The 14,434-nt window shown below is 59.6% G+C and carries 16 protein-coding genes; 10 read left to right on the top strand and 6 right to left on the bottom strand.

Going from position 1 to position 14,434, the window contains the following annotated elements:
• Position 1: 1 nt before the first annotated feature.
• Together AC1DF8_RS32240 and AC1DF8_RS32235 are read right to left on the bottom strand one after the other, a co-directional pair.
• Complete coding sequence (locus AC1DF8_RS32240) at positions 2-589, bottom strand: 5-formyltetrahydrofolate cyclo-ligase (RefSeq protein WP_113017203.1); 588 nt, start codon at positions 587-589, stop codon at positions 2-4.
• Between the two features lie 67 nt (positions 590-656).
• Positions 657-1,118 carry a MarR family transcriptional regulator gene (locus tag AC1DF8_RS32235; RefSeq protein ID WP_113148273.1) on the bottom strand — a complete coding sequence of 154 codons (462 nt, stop codon included), beginning with the start codon at positions 1,116-1,118 and terminating at the stop codon, positions 657-659.
• A 58-nt stretch (positions 1,119-1,176) separates the two neighbouring features.
• Here AC1DF8_RS32235 and AC1DF8_RS32230 point away from each other — a divergent pair, with 58 nt between their 5' ends.
• Positions 1,177-2,244: an FUSC family protein gene (locus AC1DF8_RS32230; protein WP_478156690.1), complete on the top strand. Its 1,068-nt coding sequence runs from the start codon at positions 1,177-1,179 to the stop codon at positions 2,242-2,244.
• Here AC1DF8_RS32230 and AC1DF8_RS32225 read toward each other — a convergent pair.
• The 4 genes from AC1DF8_RS32225 to AC1DF8_RS32210 form a co-directional block, all read right to left on the bottom strand.
• On the bottom strand, positions 2,241-3,032 hold the full coding sequence (locus AC1DF8_RS32225; RefSeq protein ID WP_478156688.1) for a hypothetical protein: 792 nt from the start codon (positions 3,030-3,032) through the stop codon (positions 2,241-2,243). The two genes, AC1DF8_RS32230 and AC1DF8_RS32225, sit on opposite strands and share 4 nt — an antisense overlap.
• Positions 3,033-3,071: 39 nt before the next feature.
• Positions 3,072-3,986, bottom strand: coding sequence for an NAD-dependent epimerase/dehydratase family protein (locus AC1DF8_RS32220; RefSeq protein WP_478156686.1), 915 nt, complete (start codon positions 3,984-3,986; stop codon positions 3,072-3,074).
• Positions 3,983-4,807 carry a glycosyltransferase gene (locus tag AC1DF8_RS32215; RefSeq protein WP_113212013.1) on the bottom strand — a complete coding sequence of 275 codons (825 nt, stop codon included), beginning with the start codon at positions 4,805-4,807 and terminating at the stop codon, positions 3,983-3,985. Before AC1DF8_RS32215 ends, AC1DF8_RS32220 begins: the two co-directional genes overlap by 4 nt.
• Positions 4,808-4,874: 67 nt before the next feature.
• A complete protein-coding gene (locus AC1DF8_RS32210) occupies positions 4,875-6,095 on the bottom strand; it encodes an NAD-dependent epimerase/dehydratase family protein (protein WP_478156684.1) in 1,221 nt (406 codons plus the stop codon).
• A 119-nt stretch (positions 6,096-6,214) separates the two neighbouring features.
• On the opposite strand from AC1DF8_RS32210, the gene ybgC reads away from it, so the two are divergent.
• The 9 genes from ybgC to tilS all read left to right on the top strand — a co-directional run bounded on the left by ybgC (position 6,215) and on the right by tilS (position 14,382).
• Positions 6,215-6,664, top strand: coding sequence for a tol-pal system-associated acyl-CoA thioesterase (gene ybgC / locus AC1DF8_RS32205; RefSeq protein ID WP_478156682.1), 450 nt, complete (start codon positions 6,215-6,217; stop codon positions 6,662-6,664).
• A gap of 403 nt (positions 6,665-7,067) precedes the next feature.
• Positions 7,068-7,787 (top strand): protein TolQ, encoded by a 720-nt coding sequence (tolQ, locus tag AC1DF8_RS32200; RefSeq protein WP_029868707.1) that lies wholly within the window; start codon positions 7,068-7,070, stop codon positions 7,785-7,787.
• Positions 7,788-7,801: 14 nt separating this feature from the next.
• On the top strand, positions 7,802-8,257 hold the full coding sequence (gene tolR / locus AC1DF8_RS32195) for a protein TolR (RefSeq protein WP_007827059.1): 456 nt from the start codon (positions 7,802-7,804) through the stop codon (positions 8,255-8,257).
• An 8-nt stretch (positions 8,258-8,265) separates the two neighbouring features.
• Positions 8,266-9,405, top strand: coding sequence for a hypothetical protein (locus AC1DF8_RS32190; RefSeq protein WP_112972065.1), 1,140 nt, complete (start codon positions 8,266-8,268; stop codon positions 9,403-9,405).
• Positions 9,406-9,852, top strand: a complete 447-nt coding sequence (locus AC1DF8_RS32185; RefSeq protein ID WP_112972066.1) for an energy transducer TonB — start codon at positions 9,406-9,408, stop codon at positions 9,850-9,852. It abuts the gene before it with no gap.
• Between the two features lie 22 nt (positions 9,853-9,874).
• On the top strand, positions 9,875-11,185 hold the full coding sequence (gene tolB / locus AC1DF8_RS32180) for a Tol-Pal system beta propeller repeat protein TolB (protein WP_112972067.1): 1,311 nt from the start codon (positions 9,875-9,877) through the stop codon (positions 11,183-11,185).
• 158 nt (positions 11,186-11,343) lie between these two features.
• On the top strand, positions 11,344-11,877 hold the full coding sequence (gene pal, locus AC1DF8_RS32175) for a peptidoglycan-associated lipoprotein Pal (RefSeq protein ID WP_113117433.1): 534 nt from the start codon (positions 11,344-11,346) through the stop codon (positions 11,875-11,877).
• Positions 11,878-12,037: 160 nt separating this feature from the next.
• Entirely contained in the window at positions 12,038-13,036 is a 999-nt protein-coding gene (gene ybgF / locus AC1DF8_RS32170; RefSeq protein WP_112546070.1) for a tol-pal system protein YbgF, read from the top strand.
• A gap of 29 nt (positions 13,037-13,065) precedes the next feature.
• A complete protein-coding gene (tilS, locus tag AC1DF8_RS32165; RefSeq protein ID WP_478156678.1) occupies positions 13,066-14,382 on the top strand; it encodes a tRNA lysidine(34) synthetase TilS in 1,317 nt (438 codons plus the stop codon).
• The last annotated feature ends 52 nt before the right edge of the window (positions 14,383-14,434 follow it).

The raw sequence follows: 14,434 nt of genomic DNA, 5'->3' as shown, positions 1-14,434 counted from the left end.
CCTATCCAATCCGTGAGGTAAAATGGCGCAGGCCGCTTTCCGTCAGGATGGCATCCAGGCTTATGTCATGCGGCTCAGCGGGTACCTCTGCCACTTCCTGGCAGTCAAATGCAATGCCGATCAGCTTCGGGGAAAGGTCTTTTTGCCTGAGACGGTCGATTGCACGGTCATAATGGCCGGCACCGTAGCCGATGCGGTGGCCGCGGGAATCGAAGGCCGACAGTGGTACGAGCATGATTTCCGGGTCGAGGGTTGCAGCATCTTCGCCCGGCCCGACTGTGCCGAAGCCGGTGCCGATCAACGCCGCGCCGTGGACAAGCTCGCGAAAGACAATGGTCTGCCTGTCGATGATTGCGGGCACGCAGAGGCGGGCGCCACGACCGCGCCACCGTGCCATCAGCGGCTGCAGATCGGCTTCCGAACGGATCGGCAGAAAACCGGAGATGATGGTGCCGCGGGCAAAAGCAACCGCATCGCCGGCATGGGCTGCCATATCGAGGCTTTTGGCTGCGCGAAGATCCTTCGGAATGGCGTCGCGGGCCGCCAGACGTTCGGTGCGCAATTGAGCCTTCAATTCCCTGGGCGTCATCTCAAATCCGGTCTCGTTATCCAGCGAACATAACTGCTTGCAGCTGGTGGCGACAGGTGAAAAGGGTCTATTCCTCGCCTGATTGCGCCTCGTCCTCGGGATGGGCGTAGGCGAGCTTCAGCATAATCTCCGATGCGTCGATGAGCGTCTTGCGCTCTTGCGAAGTCAGGCGTTCGTCCATCGCTTTTTCCAGCCAGGCGCGGCGAATGCCTATGTCCTCCGATAGTATGTTGCGGCCATGAGGGGTGATCGACAATTCGATCTCGCGGCGGTCAGCTTCGCTCCGCATGCGGCTGATCAGTCCGTCACGCTCAAGAGCGGCAATGATGCGGGTGACCGATTGCGGTTGCAAGCGCTCCTCGAGCGCGAGACGCCAGGCGGGCATAGGTCCCAACCGATGAAGAGTGCCAAGAATTGCGATGGTCGACAGGCTGTGCGGACTTTCGGACCGCGCGGCGCGCAGGCGGCGGCCGAGCAGCAGGACCGAACGCAGGATGAGTGTCGCGGGGGTGTCGTTGCTACTGGACATATAGTACGCACTGCGTATTATATTGCTCGAGCCCAATCCCTGGTTCGAGAGACGGTTGATGGAAAAGACACTCAATCACTTTGCCGGAGCCTTTCGCTGGTCGACTGAAAAGGAAGTGACGGCGATCGAAATCACCGTTTCCGCGCTCGCCATGGCCGTTCCGGCTCTGCTTGCCGCGAGAGGCCATCATACGGGGCTCGGCCTGATCGGTGGCATGGCGATGAGCGGAACGGTAGCGCACGGCAGACTGAGGACGCAAGCTGCGAGCGCAGGGGCTGCATTGCTGGTTTTGATGCTTGCAGCCGGGCTTGCCTGTGCACTCGCGCGGTTGGGCGGGGCGTGGCAGATCGCTCTGTTGCTGATCTCGGGGCTTGCCGGCGTCATCGGCGGGTTCGATCGGGCGATGGTCGCGGCTTCGATGCGCTATGTCTTCTATCTCGTGATGGTTGGCGGCATCGTCTCCACCACGACAGCAGATCCGTTGCTCATCTTTGCCATTGTCATTGGTGGGGCGCTTTTCGCTGTTGTCCTCCACTTGGCTATGGCCCTGGTCGTCGCGCATGTCCGCGGTCATGCGGTAGAGCAGGTTGAAGATGAACGCAAACCAACCGTCAGACAGAGATTCAACAGGTTACGGCGCTCTTTGGGGGAGCCGGCAGGCTGGCAATATCCCGTCCGGCTGGTTTCCTGCCTGGGCGCCGTTTCGCTCATCCACCGGTTCTTTTCCGATCATGACGTTCACTGGGCGGCACTGGCGTTGGTGTTGTTAATTGAGCGGCGGCCGGAACGTTTACCGCTGAAGACGACGCAAAGAGTGATCGGCGTTATCTTCGGTGTCTGCTGCGCGGGGTCGCTGTCGTTTCTAACCTTGCCGAGCTGGGCTGATGTGCTCGTCGTCGCCGTGCTCGGCGGCGCCAGGCCCTTCCTGCGGGTCAGGAATTATCTGGCTTATTCGATCGTGATGACGCCGCTGATGATGATGGCGATGGGAACCGCCGATCATGCCCTGCCGACCTCAGCACTGCTGGACCGGCTATTTGCAACTGTCTTTGCCGCCTGCCTTGTGCTGCTCGTCAACCAGGTAACGATCCATTTTCTGCCTCAGAYGGCGGCGCCCAAGGCTTAGACGACGATGCTTGAAGGAATGGCCGCCGTGGGTACCGCAGCCGACAGGCCGGTCACGGCTGATTGCGCTGCTCCGATCGCACCTTCGGCGGCAGTATCGCGGTTCTTCTCGCGCAGATCGCGCATGGCCTTTTCGAGGATCTGTTTCAGTTCGCGGACGATGGATTTGAATTCTTCCATCGTCTGGCGGTCATCGGCGGAAATTGTCGATGATTTCGGACCGTCATCGACGGTTTCCTGATAGGCTTTGCGGGCATGAGCAGCGCCATCCATTTCCGCAGTGTTCGTGCCGTCTTCGGCTGCTTCAGCGGTCGTCGCGGCATCTTGCGGTGTCTCGGTAGAAGCCGTTGCGTCGCTTGCAACAGCGCCGGCCGTTGCACTCGCGGTGGTGCCCGTCGTGGTGGCGGCGGAAGCTGATGTAGCTGCCGCGCCGGTCGCAGCACTTGGGGCGGACGAGCCGCCGGTTGCAACGGCTGAGGCGAATTCGGAGGCTGCCGCGCCGACCTTGCGCGCGAGTTCAGCGGCAAGACGCGCAATCACTTCAGGCGGGAAGCCGGYCGTTTTCAGCGCCTGAAGCTCCTGCTTGGCTTCCTCAAGCTTGCGCTGGGCGCGGCTTTTCGCATCGTCGGCGGAGCTAGCCAGCGAATTACGCGCCTGCTCCAGCGCCAGCGACTGCCGCTGGATCTTCAATACGCCGGCATCGGGCTCATCGCTCGTGGACGAAACGCCGGATTGTGCCGGTTGGGTGCCACGCAGAAGAATGGACGCCGAAACGGTTGCGAGCTGCATAATATACCCCCGATTACATTTGGGGCGCACTTTGCCAGATCAGACTTGCGTGGAACTGGGCCGCGGAACCGTTTGTTTCTCGGCCAATTGCCGCATTGTCTGCTCGAAAAGGGGCATGCCCCCGGGCTTCCAGCCGAGCGCGCGGATTTTGTCCGTATTCATGACGCAAAGGCCTGCCTTGTCCGCTGCCTCGGGCAGCGGGAATGGACAGTCGGCGTGATGCCGGATCGGTGAAAGAATATCCCTCGTATCAGCGGCGATATCGGAGACGTTGAAAACTTCCCCGGAGATCCGGGCGCTTTCTGTTTCCAGCATCAGCCGCACGGCACGACCGAGATCGCGACCATGCACTTCGGTTCCCGCGCGCGGTAAAACCGGCCGGCCGCTCAGATAGTCATCGATCAATCGATCCCATTTGCCTGGAGAATTATCACCGTAGACGCCGGTTGCCCGCAGGCTTGCTCCTGTAAAGCCTGGGCCGGAGAGATGGGCGAGCGCCCGCTCCGCATCGAGCTTGACCTGTCCGTAAAGAGTTTCAGGCGTGGCGGGCATGGTCTCGAAAAGCTCGGTACCCGGTGCATGTTCGCCATAGGCCGCACGGGTGGAGATGAAGATGCAACGGCGGGTGCCCGCACGCTTTGCCTCTTCGAAGAGCTTTACGGTGCCGTCGAGGTTCAGGCGTCGAAATGTCTTCGGGTCATTGCCTTCGCCGCCGCGATATTTTCCGTCGAGGTGGCTGAAGGCGGCATGCACGAAGAAATAGGCATCATCGAAGGCGCCGATATCATCTTCGTCCGGATCGAGCGTAAGCGGGGCAAAATCAACCGGACGGGAGAAGGCCGGGGGAAGCGGCGCGCGTCGTCCGCCGATAATCACCTGATATCCAGCGGAAAGCAGCTCTTCGACGATATAACGTCCGACAAGGCCCGTTCCGCCTGATACCAGTACTTTCATGCCGCCTCATCCGGATTGGCCAGGGATGCAATCTCCGGCACGTGGCTGTCAGTATGGAAACAATGCCACAAATCGATCAAGGGTTGTAGCCCCGCCGCCTTCGGATGATCTTTTTCCCAAGGTTTTTCATACTGATAGTGCAGGATCGAAATGCTCTTCCAATCCCACAGGGCCGGCATGGTGAACCAGACATATTGCAGCATGTTGAAATAGACCGGCAGGCCGTGCCAATCGGGAAAGAAGGTTTCGAGAAAGGTCTGATCGGTGCGCCGCCAAAAGATCTCGGGCTGATCCAGAAGCTCCAGCATTCTCCTGAATGTCTCTTCTGACGGACGGGCGACGAAGACGCCTGAGTTCATGCGACGGAAGTCGGCGAGGCTTTCATAGACATTGGGCGCCGCGGAGAATTCCGGGTAGGCGAAGAGCTTGTCGACGTTCTTCAGCACGATCGCGTCGGCATCGATGAAGACGCAGCGCTCGTATTCGACAAGCTGCCAGAGGCGCAGCTTGCAAAAATTGTCGAGCGGCGAATGAAAGGCCGGCTTGCGGCCTTTGGTGAAAGGCGCTGCGGCGTGGAGATTGCCGCGTGCATGGCGCTCGTTGAAGGCATCCGACAGCGGCAGATGCTCGACTTCGATCAACCGGCAGCCGAGAGCGTCCAGCGATGAGAGGGCAGCCGCATCGACACCGCCCGTATGCAGGATGACGATTGCGGCTTCCGTGCCAGTGCGGCGCAGCGACTTTGCCAGCGCTGTCGCGCCCATGGCGTAATCGGCGTTGGTGACGAGACTGACATAAGCGAAGTGAGGTGCAGAAGTCATGAATGCAGGGTGCTTTCCTGAACGGCTTCGCTCCTGCGGGGCCGTTGCTTCGCGGAGAAAGCGCCCCTCATGATACGGACTTCAGCCGCTTGCCTTCCGGGTCGTGATTGATCGTCGCGGCGATATCCTTCGTCCAGGCGGAGACGGCCGGGACGCGGGAGCGGTCGACGCGGTAGGCGAATTTCTTGGCGACGTCGACGATCTCGTCCAGCAGGCCGGTCTGCAGGGTGATCGGGTTGAGGCCAAGGCCCAGAAACTTGTCGTTCTTGACGACCAGATCATTCTCCGCAGCTTCCTTGCGCGGATTCGGCAACCAGACGATTTCGGAGCCGCTCATCCTGGCGATCATCTCGGCGAGATCGCGCACACGATGGGTCTCGGTCATCTGGTTGAAGATCTCGACCCGCGAGCCACGGGCAGGCGGGTTCTTCAGCGCCAGCTCGATGCAGCGCACGGAATCCTGAATATGGATGAAGGCGCGCGTCTGGCCTCCGGTGCCGTRGACCGTCAGCGGATAGCCGATGGCGGCCTGAATGAGGAAGCGGTTCAGCACGGTGCCGTAGTCACCATCATAATCGAAGCGGTTGATGAGCTGCGGATGGCGGCGCGTCTGTTCGGTATGCGTGCCCCAGACGATGCCTTGATGCAGATCCGTGATCCTGAGACCATCATTCTTGGCATAGAACTGGAAAAGCAGCTGATCCAGGCACTTCGTCATGTGGTAGATCGAGCCGGGATTGGACGGATAGAGAATTTCCTGGGAAGCCGTTTCGCCATCCATCGTTTCGATGCCGACGGGGAGATAACCTTCTGGAATGGCTGCGCCGACTGTCGAATAGCCATAGACGCCCATGGTGCCCAAGTGGACGAGATGCGCATCGAGCTGCAGCTCGACCAACGCATTCAGGAGATTGTGCGTGGCGTTGACATTGTTGTTAACAGTGTAATTCTTGTGGCGGTCGCTTTTCATCGAGTAGGGGGCGGCGCGCTGTTCGGCGAAATGGATGATCGCGTCCGGTCGGTTTTCCGCGAGCCACTTCTTGAGCAGCTCATAGTCGCGGGCGAGGTCGATCAGATTGAAATGGATGCGGCGGCCGGTTTCTGCATGCCAGATGCGCGTGCGCTCTTGTATCGAGTCCATCGGGGTCAGCGACTGGACACCGAGTTCCGTATCGATCCAACGGCGGGAGAGATTATCGAGGATGTGAACATCATGGCCGGCATCGGAGAGATGCAGTGAGGTTGGCCAACCGATGAAACCGTCTCCGCCCATCACCGCAATCTTCATTCCACTGGCTCCTCATCGGTTGCTTCCTAACGGGGATAGTTAGGAAATATGACAATTGTTCAATGCTTGCCTGTCGAGAGATGTTGCGTCAAAGAGGGCCGGAAAGTTTGGAGAAAATTATGGCGGAATACGGCTTTTCTATTTCCGGCGAACTCGTCGAGGCGGGTCATCGACTCGTCCAGCGGGTCTACTACGAAGATACGGATTTCTCCGGTCTGGTCTATCACGCCCGTTATCTCCATTTTCTCGAACGCGGTCGCACTGACTATCTGCGGTGTCTCGGTGTCGAGCAGCGTGAACTCGTCAATGCCGATGAGGAAGGGCTCGTTTTCGTCGTTCATCGGATGGAGATCGACTTCAAGACACCCGCCCGCATGGATGACATTCTGACCGTGCTGACCCATACCGAGAAAGCCGGCGGTGCCAAGATGGTGCTCAACCAAGAAATCCGTCGTGACGACACGCTGCTGATAGCCGCCAAGGTCATCATTGCCGTGATCAACGCCAAGGGCCGGCCGCGCCGGTTGCCGGAGGCGCTGGCCAGACAGATGCTCATTCCCGAGACCTGAAAAGACCGATGCGTGCCTGCGATTTTGCGGCCTCTAACTGGCCGAATCGAGGGCTTGTAAAAACTTGAATTTTATGTGAAGGAATTTCCGCGCTGCAAGATAGCGCTGTGTTCGGCAACCGGACAATGTACCGGTCAAGTTAATCCAGGAACAAAATCTCCCGCGATATTCCTGCTGTCATAGTCTGGCACTAACGATCTATTAACCATAATGGTGTCTTACTCGTGGAGTCGGAGTTTGTGCGACGCACGCCTTCCTTTGACCAAATTTGACGGCAAGAAGGCGGATGAAGAGCTTGGAAGCTTGACCAGGGCTTTGGGCGGCGGCCGCCAGACATTCTTGCGTGATCACTTCGTGCCGCCCGGTCAAGCGCCGGGCGTTTGGATTCGGGGATTTTGGATCTATGGAACAAGTAGGATTGGCAGCAGCCACGACCGACGTCAGCCTCTGGTCGCTTTTCATGCAGGCCGGCATCGTCGTCAAGCTGGTCATGCTCGGCCTTATCGCCGCTTCGGTGTGGACCTGGGCTATCGTCATCGACAAATACCTGGCTTACGGCCGTGCCCGTCGCCAGTTCGACAAGTTCGAGCAGGTCTTCTGGTCGGGCCAGTCGCTGGAAGAACTCTACCGGACGCTTTCCGAGCGCAACAATACGGGCCTGGCGGCGATCTTCGTCGCGGCGATGCGCGAATGGAAGAAGTCCTTCGAGCGCGGCGCGCGTTCGCCGATCGGTCTGCAAATGCGTATCGACCGCGCCATGGACGTGACGCTCGCCCGTGAATCCGAATATCTCTCGGCGCGCCTCGGCTCGCTTGCGACGATTGGTTCGGCTGGTCCCTTCATCGGCCTGTTTGGTACTGTCGTCGGTATCATGACCTCGTTCCAGGCGATCGCCGGTTCGAAGTCCACCAACCTTGCCGTCGTGGCACCCGGTATCGCGGAAGCGCTCCTCGCAACCGCCATCGGCCTCGTCGCCGCTATCCCGGCGGTTATCGCCTACAACAAGTTCTCCGCCGACGCCGGCAAGCTCTCGGGTCGCATGGAAGGCTTTGCGGACGAATTCTCCGCCATCCTTTCGCGCCAGATCGACGAGAAGCTGCAGCCGCGCCAGGCGGCCCAGTAACGGAGTAGACGACCATGGGTATGGCTGTAGGCGGCAATAGCGGAGGAGGCGGCGGACGCCGCCGCCGCGGTGGCCGCAACAAGGGAGTTATCTCCGAAATCAACGTGACGCCGCTCGTCGACGTCATGCTCGTGCTGCTCATCATCTTCATGGTGGCGGCCCCGATGATGACGGTCGGCGTGCCGATCGATCTGCCGGAAACGCAGGCCAAGGCACTGAATTCCGAGACGCAGCCGATCACGATTTCGGTCAAGAACAGCGGCGAAGTCTATCTGCAGGAAACGCCGATCCCGGCTGAGGAAATCGCTGCGAAGCTCGAGGCGATCGCCACCACCGGTTACAACGAGCGCATCTTCGTGCGCGGCGATGCGACTGCGCCTTATGGCGTGATTGCTGACGTCATGGCCCGCATCCAGGGCGCGGGCTTCAAGAATATCGGCCTCGTGACGCAGCAGAAGAAGGACCAGTAACGCTCAAGATGAAGACCAGCGTCGTCACATCTGCGGTTCTGCACGGGCTGGTGCTTACCTGGGCGCTGGTGTCGCTGGGCGCTCCGGAATCCTTCAAGGTGGAGGATTTCGAGGCAATGCCGGTCGACCTCGTGCCGGTGGAATCCATCACGCAGATGCAGCAGGGCGATAAGAAGGCTCCGAAGAAGGAGACTTCCGCGCCCGTGCCGACGACGCGGCCACCGATCCCACAGCCGGCGGAAAATGCCGGTGACAACAATGTCGATCTGAAGACGCCGCCCCTTCCGAATGCAAAGCCGAGTAACAGCGAGGCTGCTGCTGCAAATTCGAGCGACAAGCCTCAGCCGCAGATCGATCCCAAGCCGAACGATGTCAAGGAAGTCAACAAGGAAGAGACTGACGTCGAGCAACCGAAGGAGGTTGCTTCCATTCCCCAGACCAAGCCGGTGGACGTGACGCCGCCGAAGCCCGTGGAGAAGCCGCCGGAAGAGCAGGCGAAGCCTGAAGAGCCGCCAAAGCCGGATGCGGAAGCATTGCCAGACAAAGTGCCGACGCCTGTCGTCAAGCCGCAGGTGAAGCCGCCGGAGCAGAAGCCGGCCGAAAAGCCGCCGGAGAAGACCCCGGACCAGCCGAAAGCCGCGGAAGCGCCGACGGACAAGAAGAAGGCTGACAAGAAGCAGGAAGTGGCGAAATCGGCTTCCTCGATGAAGAGCGACTTCAATGCCGACGAGATTTCGGCGTTGCTGAACAAGACCGACCCTTCCGCCGGTGGCGCCAAACGCTCGACGCAAGAGGCATCGCTAGGCGCAAAGAAGAGCAACGGCGGCACTTCGCTTAGTCAGAGCGAGATTGATGCTGTGCGCGGTCAAATCTCCGGTAACTGGACGGTTGTTTCCGGATTGGCTGGCGCCAGCGAGGTTCGTCTTCAGGTTCGTGTTCAGCTTGATCAGGCCGGTAACGTTGTTGGCGATCCAGAGGTCATTGCGACGGGCGGGCCAGACTCAACACGTCAAGCGCTCAAGAGCAGCGTCTACCGCGCTGTCATGAAATCATCCCCTCTCAAAAATTTGCCGGCGGACAAATATGAGGGAGAAAACGGCTGGAACGAGATGGTTCTCAACTTCGATGCCAGCGATTTGGGGATTTAAGTGTCGAAGAACCTGTTCCATTTCGCGAAGGTTTTCGGGATATACGCGGTGCTGACAGGGTTGATCCTTGGCCTCGCATTTCCCTTCAATGCAAGTGCCGAGACGGCTAATCGCCGAAACAGCAACGCAAATTCGCTGGTTCTCAGCGTGGCTGAAACTAAGGCGGTGGTAAGCGCGATCCAACGTCAATTCATTGTCGACAGCCGCCTGAAAGACATCGGCAGCGTGCGTTTAATGATCCACATAAAGCTAGCCAGAGACGGGCAGATCGTAGGCAACCCTGATGTGCAGGTCACCGGTGGCAGTGAGCGTGCGCAGAAAAGTCTTACTGATGCCGCCCTTCGCGCGGTTCGTCGCGCAGCTCCTTTTACGATGCTTCCGAAAGATAAATACGATGTCTGGAAGGAAGTTGCTTTCAACTTCGACACCAGCGCTCTTACCCAATAAGATGCTGAAAGGCTTGTTTGATATGGTCAAGTGTTCCCTCATTCGCGCCCTGATGGTCGTTGCCGGCCTAGTTGGAGTCGCCGCCTTCACGACTCCAGCGATTGCGCGTGTCGAGATCAACATCAACAAGGGTAACATCCAGCCGCTGCCGATTGCCGTGACGGATTTCCTTCAGGGCGATATGGGTGCGCAAGTCTCGCAAGTCATCGCTGCCGATCTCCAGCGCTCCGGTTTGTTTGCGCCCATTAACAAATCCGCCTTCATCGAGAAGATTTCCAATCCGGACGCCTCGCCGCGTTTCGAGGACTGGAAGGTCATCAATGCTCAGGCATTGGTCACCGGTCGCGTTACCCAGGAAGCGGATGGCCGTCTTCGCGCCGAGTTCCGTCTGTGGGACACGTTCGCCGGTCAGCAGATGACTGGCCAGCAGTTCTACACGCAGCCGGAGAATTGGCGTCGTGTCGCCCACATCATCGCAGATGCGATCTACAAGCAGATCACCGGCGAGGAGGGGTATTTCGATACGCGTGTCGTTTTCGTTTCGGAATCCGGCACCAAGCAACAGCGCAAGCGCCAGCTTGCCATCATGGACCAGGATGGCTTCAACGTGCGCATGCTGACTGACGGCAGCGACCTCGTTCTGACGCCGCGCTTCTCGCCAAGCCGGCAGGAAGTGACCTACATGTCCTTCGCAAACCAGCAGCCGCGCGTCTATCTGCTGCAGCTTGAAACCGGGCAGCGCGAAGTGGTCGGCAACTTCCCGGGCATGACCTTCTCGCCGCGCTTCTCTCCCGATGGCCAGAAGGTCATCATGAGCCTGCAGCAGGAAGGCAACTCGAACATCTACACGATGGATCTGCGTTCGCGTACGACGACCCGCCTGACATCGACGGCCGCGATCGACACTTCGCCCTCCTATTCGCCCGACGGCAATCGCATCGCCTTCGAAAGTGACCGCGGCGGACAGTCGCAGATCTACGTCATGAATGCCGATGGTTCGGGCCAGACCCGAATCTCCTTCGGTGACGGCAGGTACTCGACGCCGGTCTGGTCGCCACGCGGCGATCTGATCGCTTTCACCAAGCAGTCGGGCGGCAAATTCTCGATCGGCGTCATGAAGCCGGATGGTTCGGGTGAACGTATCCTGACCACGGGTTTCCACAATGAAGGTCCGACCTGGGCGCCGAATGGTCGCGTCATAATGTTCTTCCGTCAGGCAGCAGGTGCGGGTGGCCCGCAGCTCTATTCGATCGACCTGACGGGCTACAATGAGCAGGCGATCAAGACACCGGCCTATGGTTCGGACCCGGCCTGGTCGCCGCTTCTTGAGTAGTGGACGAGCGGAAATTCGCCTTCATGTCGCCGCAAAGTCCTGAAAATGGGCGATGCAGGGACAAATCAACGAATCGTTAACCATAATCTTTGATGGCCGGTTAACCGAGTGCGGTTACTGTCCGGAAACCCTGATTGAAGTCGCAAGGAGACCCGGCCATGAGCCGAATTCACACCCCGGCAATGAGCCGCATGCAGAATTTCGCCCGCAACCCCGTCATGATCGCACTTGTTGCCGGGCTCGCTCTTGCGAGCTGCGCCAACAAGAAGAATGGCGTGCCGAACAGCGCCGGTGAACTCGGCCTCGGTGCCGGCGCAGCAACGCCGGGCTCCGCTCAGGACTTCACGGTCAATGTCGGCGACCGCATCTTTTTCGACACCGACTCCACGTCGATCCGCGCCGATGCTGCCCAGACGCTCGACCGTCAGGCACAGTGGCTCGGTCGTTATCCGAACTACCAGGTTACGGTCGAAGGTCATGCCGACGAACGTGGTACGCGCGAATATAACCTTGCTCTCGGCGCTCGCCGCGCTGCAGCCACCAAGGATTATCTCGCCTCGCGCGGCGTTCCGGCCCAGCGCCTGAAGACGATCTCCTACGGCAAGGAACGTCCGGTTGCTGTCTGCGATGATATTTCCTGCTGGTCGCAGAACCGCCGTGCGGTCACCGTTCTCGGTGGCGCAGGCATGTAATTCACGGCCAAAGCCGGAATTTGACGAGGCGGCCTCTTGCGGGCCGCCTTTTCTTTTTGACCACACTTTGGCCAGACTCCGTTGCTTTTTGAAAGCAATTGGAAAAATCTCCTGTTCGTGCCATCGGGGCGCGAAGAATCACTGGGACAGGACGATACAAATGAAGAAACTAGTCGTCGCAGGCATGCTGTGCCTTGCGGCCGTGACCGGGAGCGAACGAGCGGCGTATTCCGCTTCGTTCTTCGGCTTGCACATCGGCGGCCAATCCGCAGAACAGAGCCAGCCGGCAGCGCCGGTCGTCAACGTGCAGAGCAGCGGAGCGGAAGTCCGCATCCAGCAGATGGAAGACCAGATGCGGCAGCTGAACGGCCGTATCGAGGAAATGAGCTTTCAGCTCCTCCAGATGCAGGAGACGATCCGCAAGCAGCAGGAAGACAATGAATTCCGCTTCCAGCAGCTTGAAAAGACGGGCGGCGGTGCAAGTGGTGGCGGTGCGGCCAAGACGCCGGTGAAGAAGAGCGAAGCAGACGTTGCTCCTCCGGCATCAGGTGGGGGCGACGATATCGCCAAGGTCATTCAAGCCCCACAGGGAGCCGAAACGGCTCCCTCCACCGACGTACCCGCCAATGAAGGCCTCGGCCAGCCGCCGCGTGAGCTCGGCTCCATGGATTTCGACCAGAACGGCAATCCTATGGGCAATACCATGAACAAGAATGCGACTGTCGGTTCCGCGCCGCTGCCGGATGCCGGGGCGCCGCAGCAGACTGCTTCGCTCGGCAGCGAGGGCGATCAGTACAGGGCTGCCTATGGCCATGTGCTTTCCGGCGACTATGGCACGGCTGAGCAGGAATTTACGCAGTATATTTCCCGTTATCCGAACAGCTCGCGGGCTGCGGATGCCAATTTCTGGCTCGGCGAGGCGCTTTATTCGCAGGGCAAGTTCAACGAATCTGCGAAGACCTTCCTGAACGCCCATCAGAAATATGGCACATCCGAGAAGGCGCCTGAGATGTTGCTGAAGCTCGGCATGTCGCTTGCCGCACTCGACAATACCGATACTGCCTGTGCGACGCTCCGCGAAGTCAGCAAGCGGTACCCGAAGGCATCCCGCGCCGTCATAAATAAGGTCGCGAGCGAACAGAAGCGTCTCGCCTGCTAAGGTCTTCCGGCTTGTTTCCGGAGGACCTGATGTCTCCCGAAGCGGCAATTGGCCGTTTCCTCACTTCGCTGAAGACGCCCGCGCGCATTCTTGTCGCGATCTCAGGGGGCAGCGATTCTACCGGCCTGCTTCTTCTGCTCTCCGAGGTGCTGAAGGCCACACCCAACGCTCGAATTTCCCTTTTTGCTGCGACCGTCGATCATGCGTTGCGCAACGGATCTGCAGATGAGGCGCGCGACGTCGCARCCCTCTGTGGGTCACTTGGCATTCCGCACAACACCGTGGTCTGGCAAGGCGAAAAACCGAAGACCGGCATCATGGCCGCCGCACGTGAGGCGCGCTACGGCCTGCTGGCCGAGGCGGCGGAAGCGCTTGGAGCCGATCTCATCGTCACCGGACATACAGCCGACGATCAACGCGAAACGCTGGAGATGCAGGGCAAGCGAGCCGAGCAGCTTTCGACCGGCATTGCGGATGCTGTGCTCTTTGACCGGCGCTTCTGGATCCTGCGGCCGCTTCTCTTCTCCAGCCGGGCCGATATCCGTCGCTTCCTCAGCACGCGCGGCGTGCGCTGGATAGACGATCCCAGCAACGAGGATATGAAATACGAGCGCGTGCAGACGCGCCGGCAACTTTCGCTGAATACGGGCGCAGAAACGGACGTCGGCGCTGCTGCGCAACGGCGGCTGGCATATTCGTCCAGCGGAGCTGAATGGCTGGACAGCTATTTCCGGCTTCATGGCGGCTTGCTCGGACAGGTGATACCCGACGGATTGAGACAAGATCCTGCCGTTTTCGCCTATACACTCGGCCGTCTGACGGCAGTTTTCGGTGGCCAGCCATTCGTGCCGGGGAGGGTGCAGATGGAGCGGCTTCTTGCATTCGCGGCCAATGGCAAGCCCGGGCGAATGACCGTTGGCAGGGTGGTATTCGATCTCAGGCGTGACGGGCTTTATCTGGCGCGAGAGAGCCGGGGGATCCTGCCCCTCAAGCTTCAGCCAGGAGAGACCGGGGTCTGGGACGGCCGGTTTTTTGTGCGCAATGGGTCGACAGCCGTCGTTCATGTCGATGCGGCTCACGCCATCGACATCGACGAAGGCAGTTCCACACGGTTTCCCAAGGGTGCATGGAAGCGAGCAATGGCTTCAGCGCCGGCCTTATCGGCCCACTGCGCGCCTCTATCGGCGGAATTTGGCAGGTTGGTCGAGGTGACGCCGCATTTTGCCCCCTTCGACCGCTTTTTGACACGATTTGACTTCACCTTTGCCGACAGGCTTTCGGCAGTTTTCTCGAGGGCGCCCTATGCGGAGCCGCCTTTAAGAAGTATTGACGGAAAAACGATCTGACAGAGTGGATCGCCTTGGCAATGGCTTGGCGCAACCCTATGTTAGAGACCAA

It is taken from the genome of Rhizobium sp. 05N49 (genome assembly GCF_056396805.1).
Note: the sequence above shows the minus strand (reverse complement) of the source record. Positions and strands in the feature narration are given on the sequence as shown.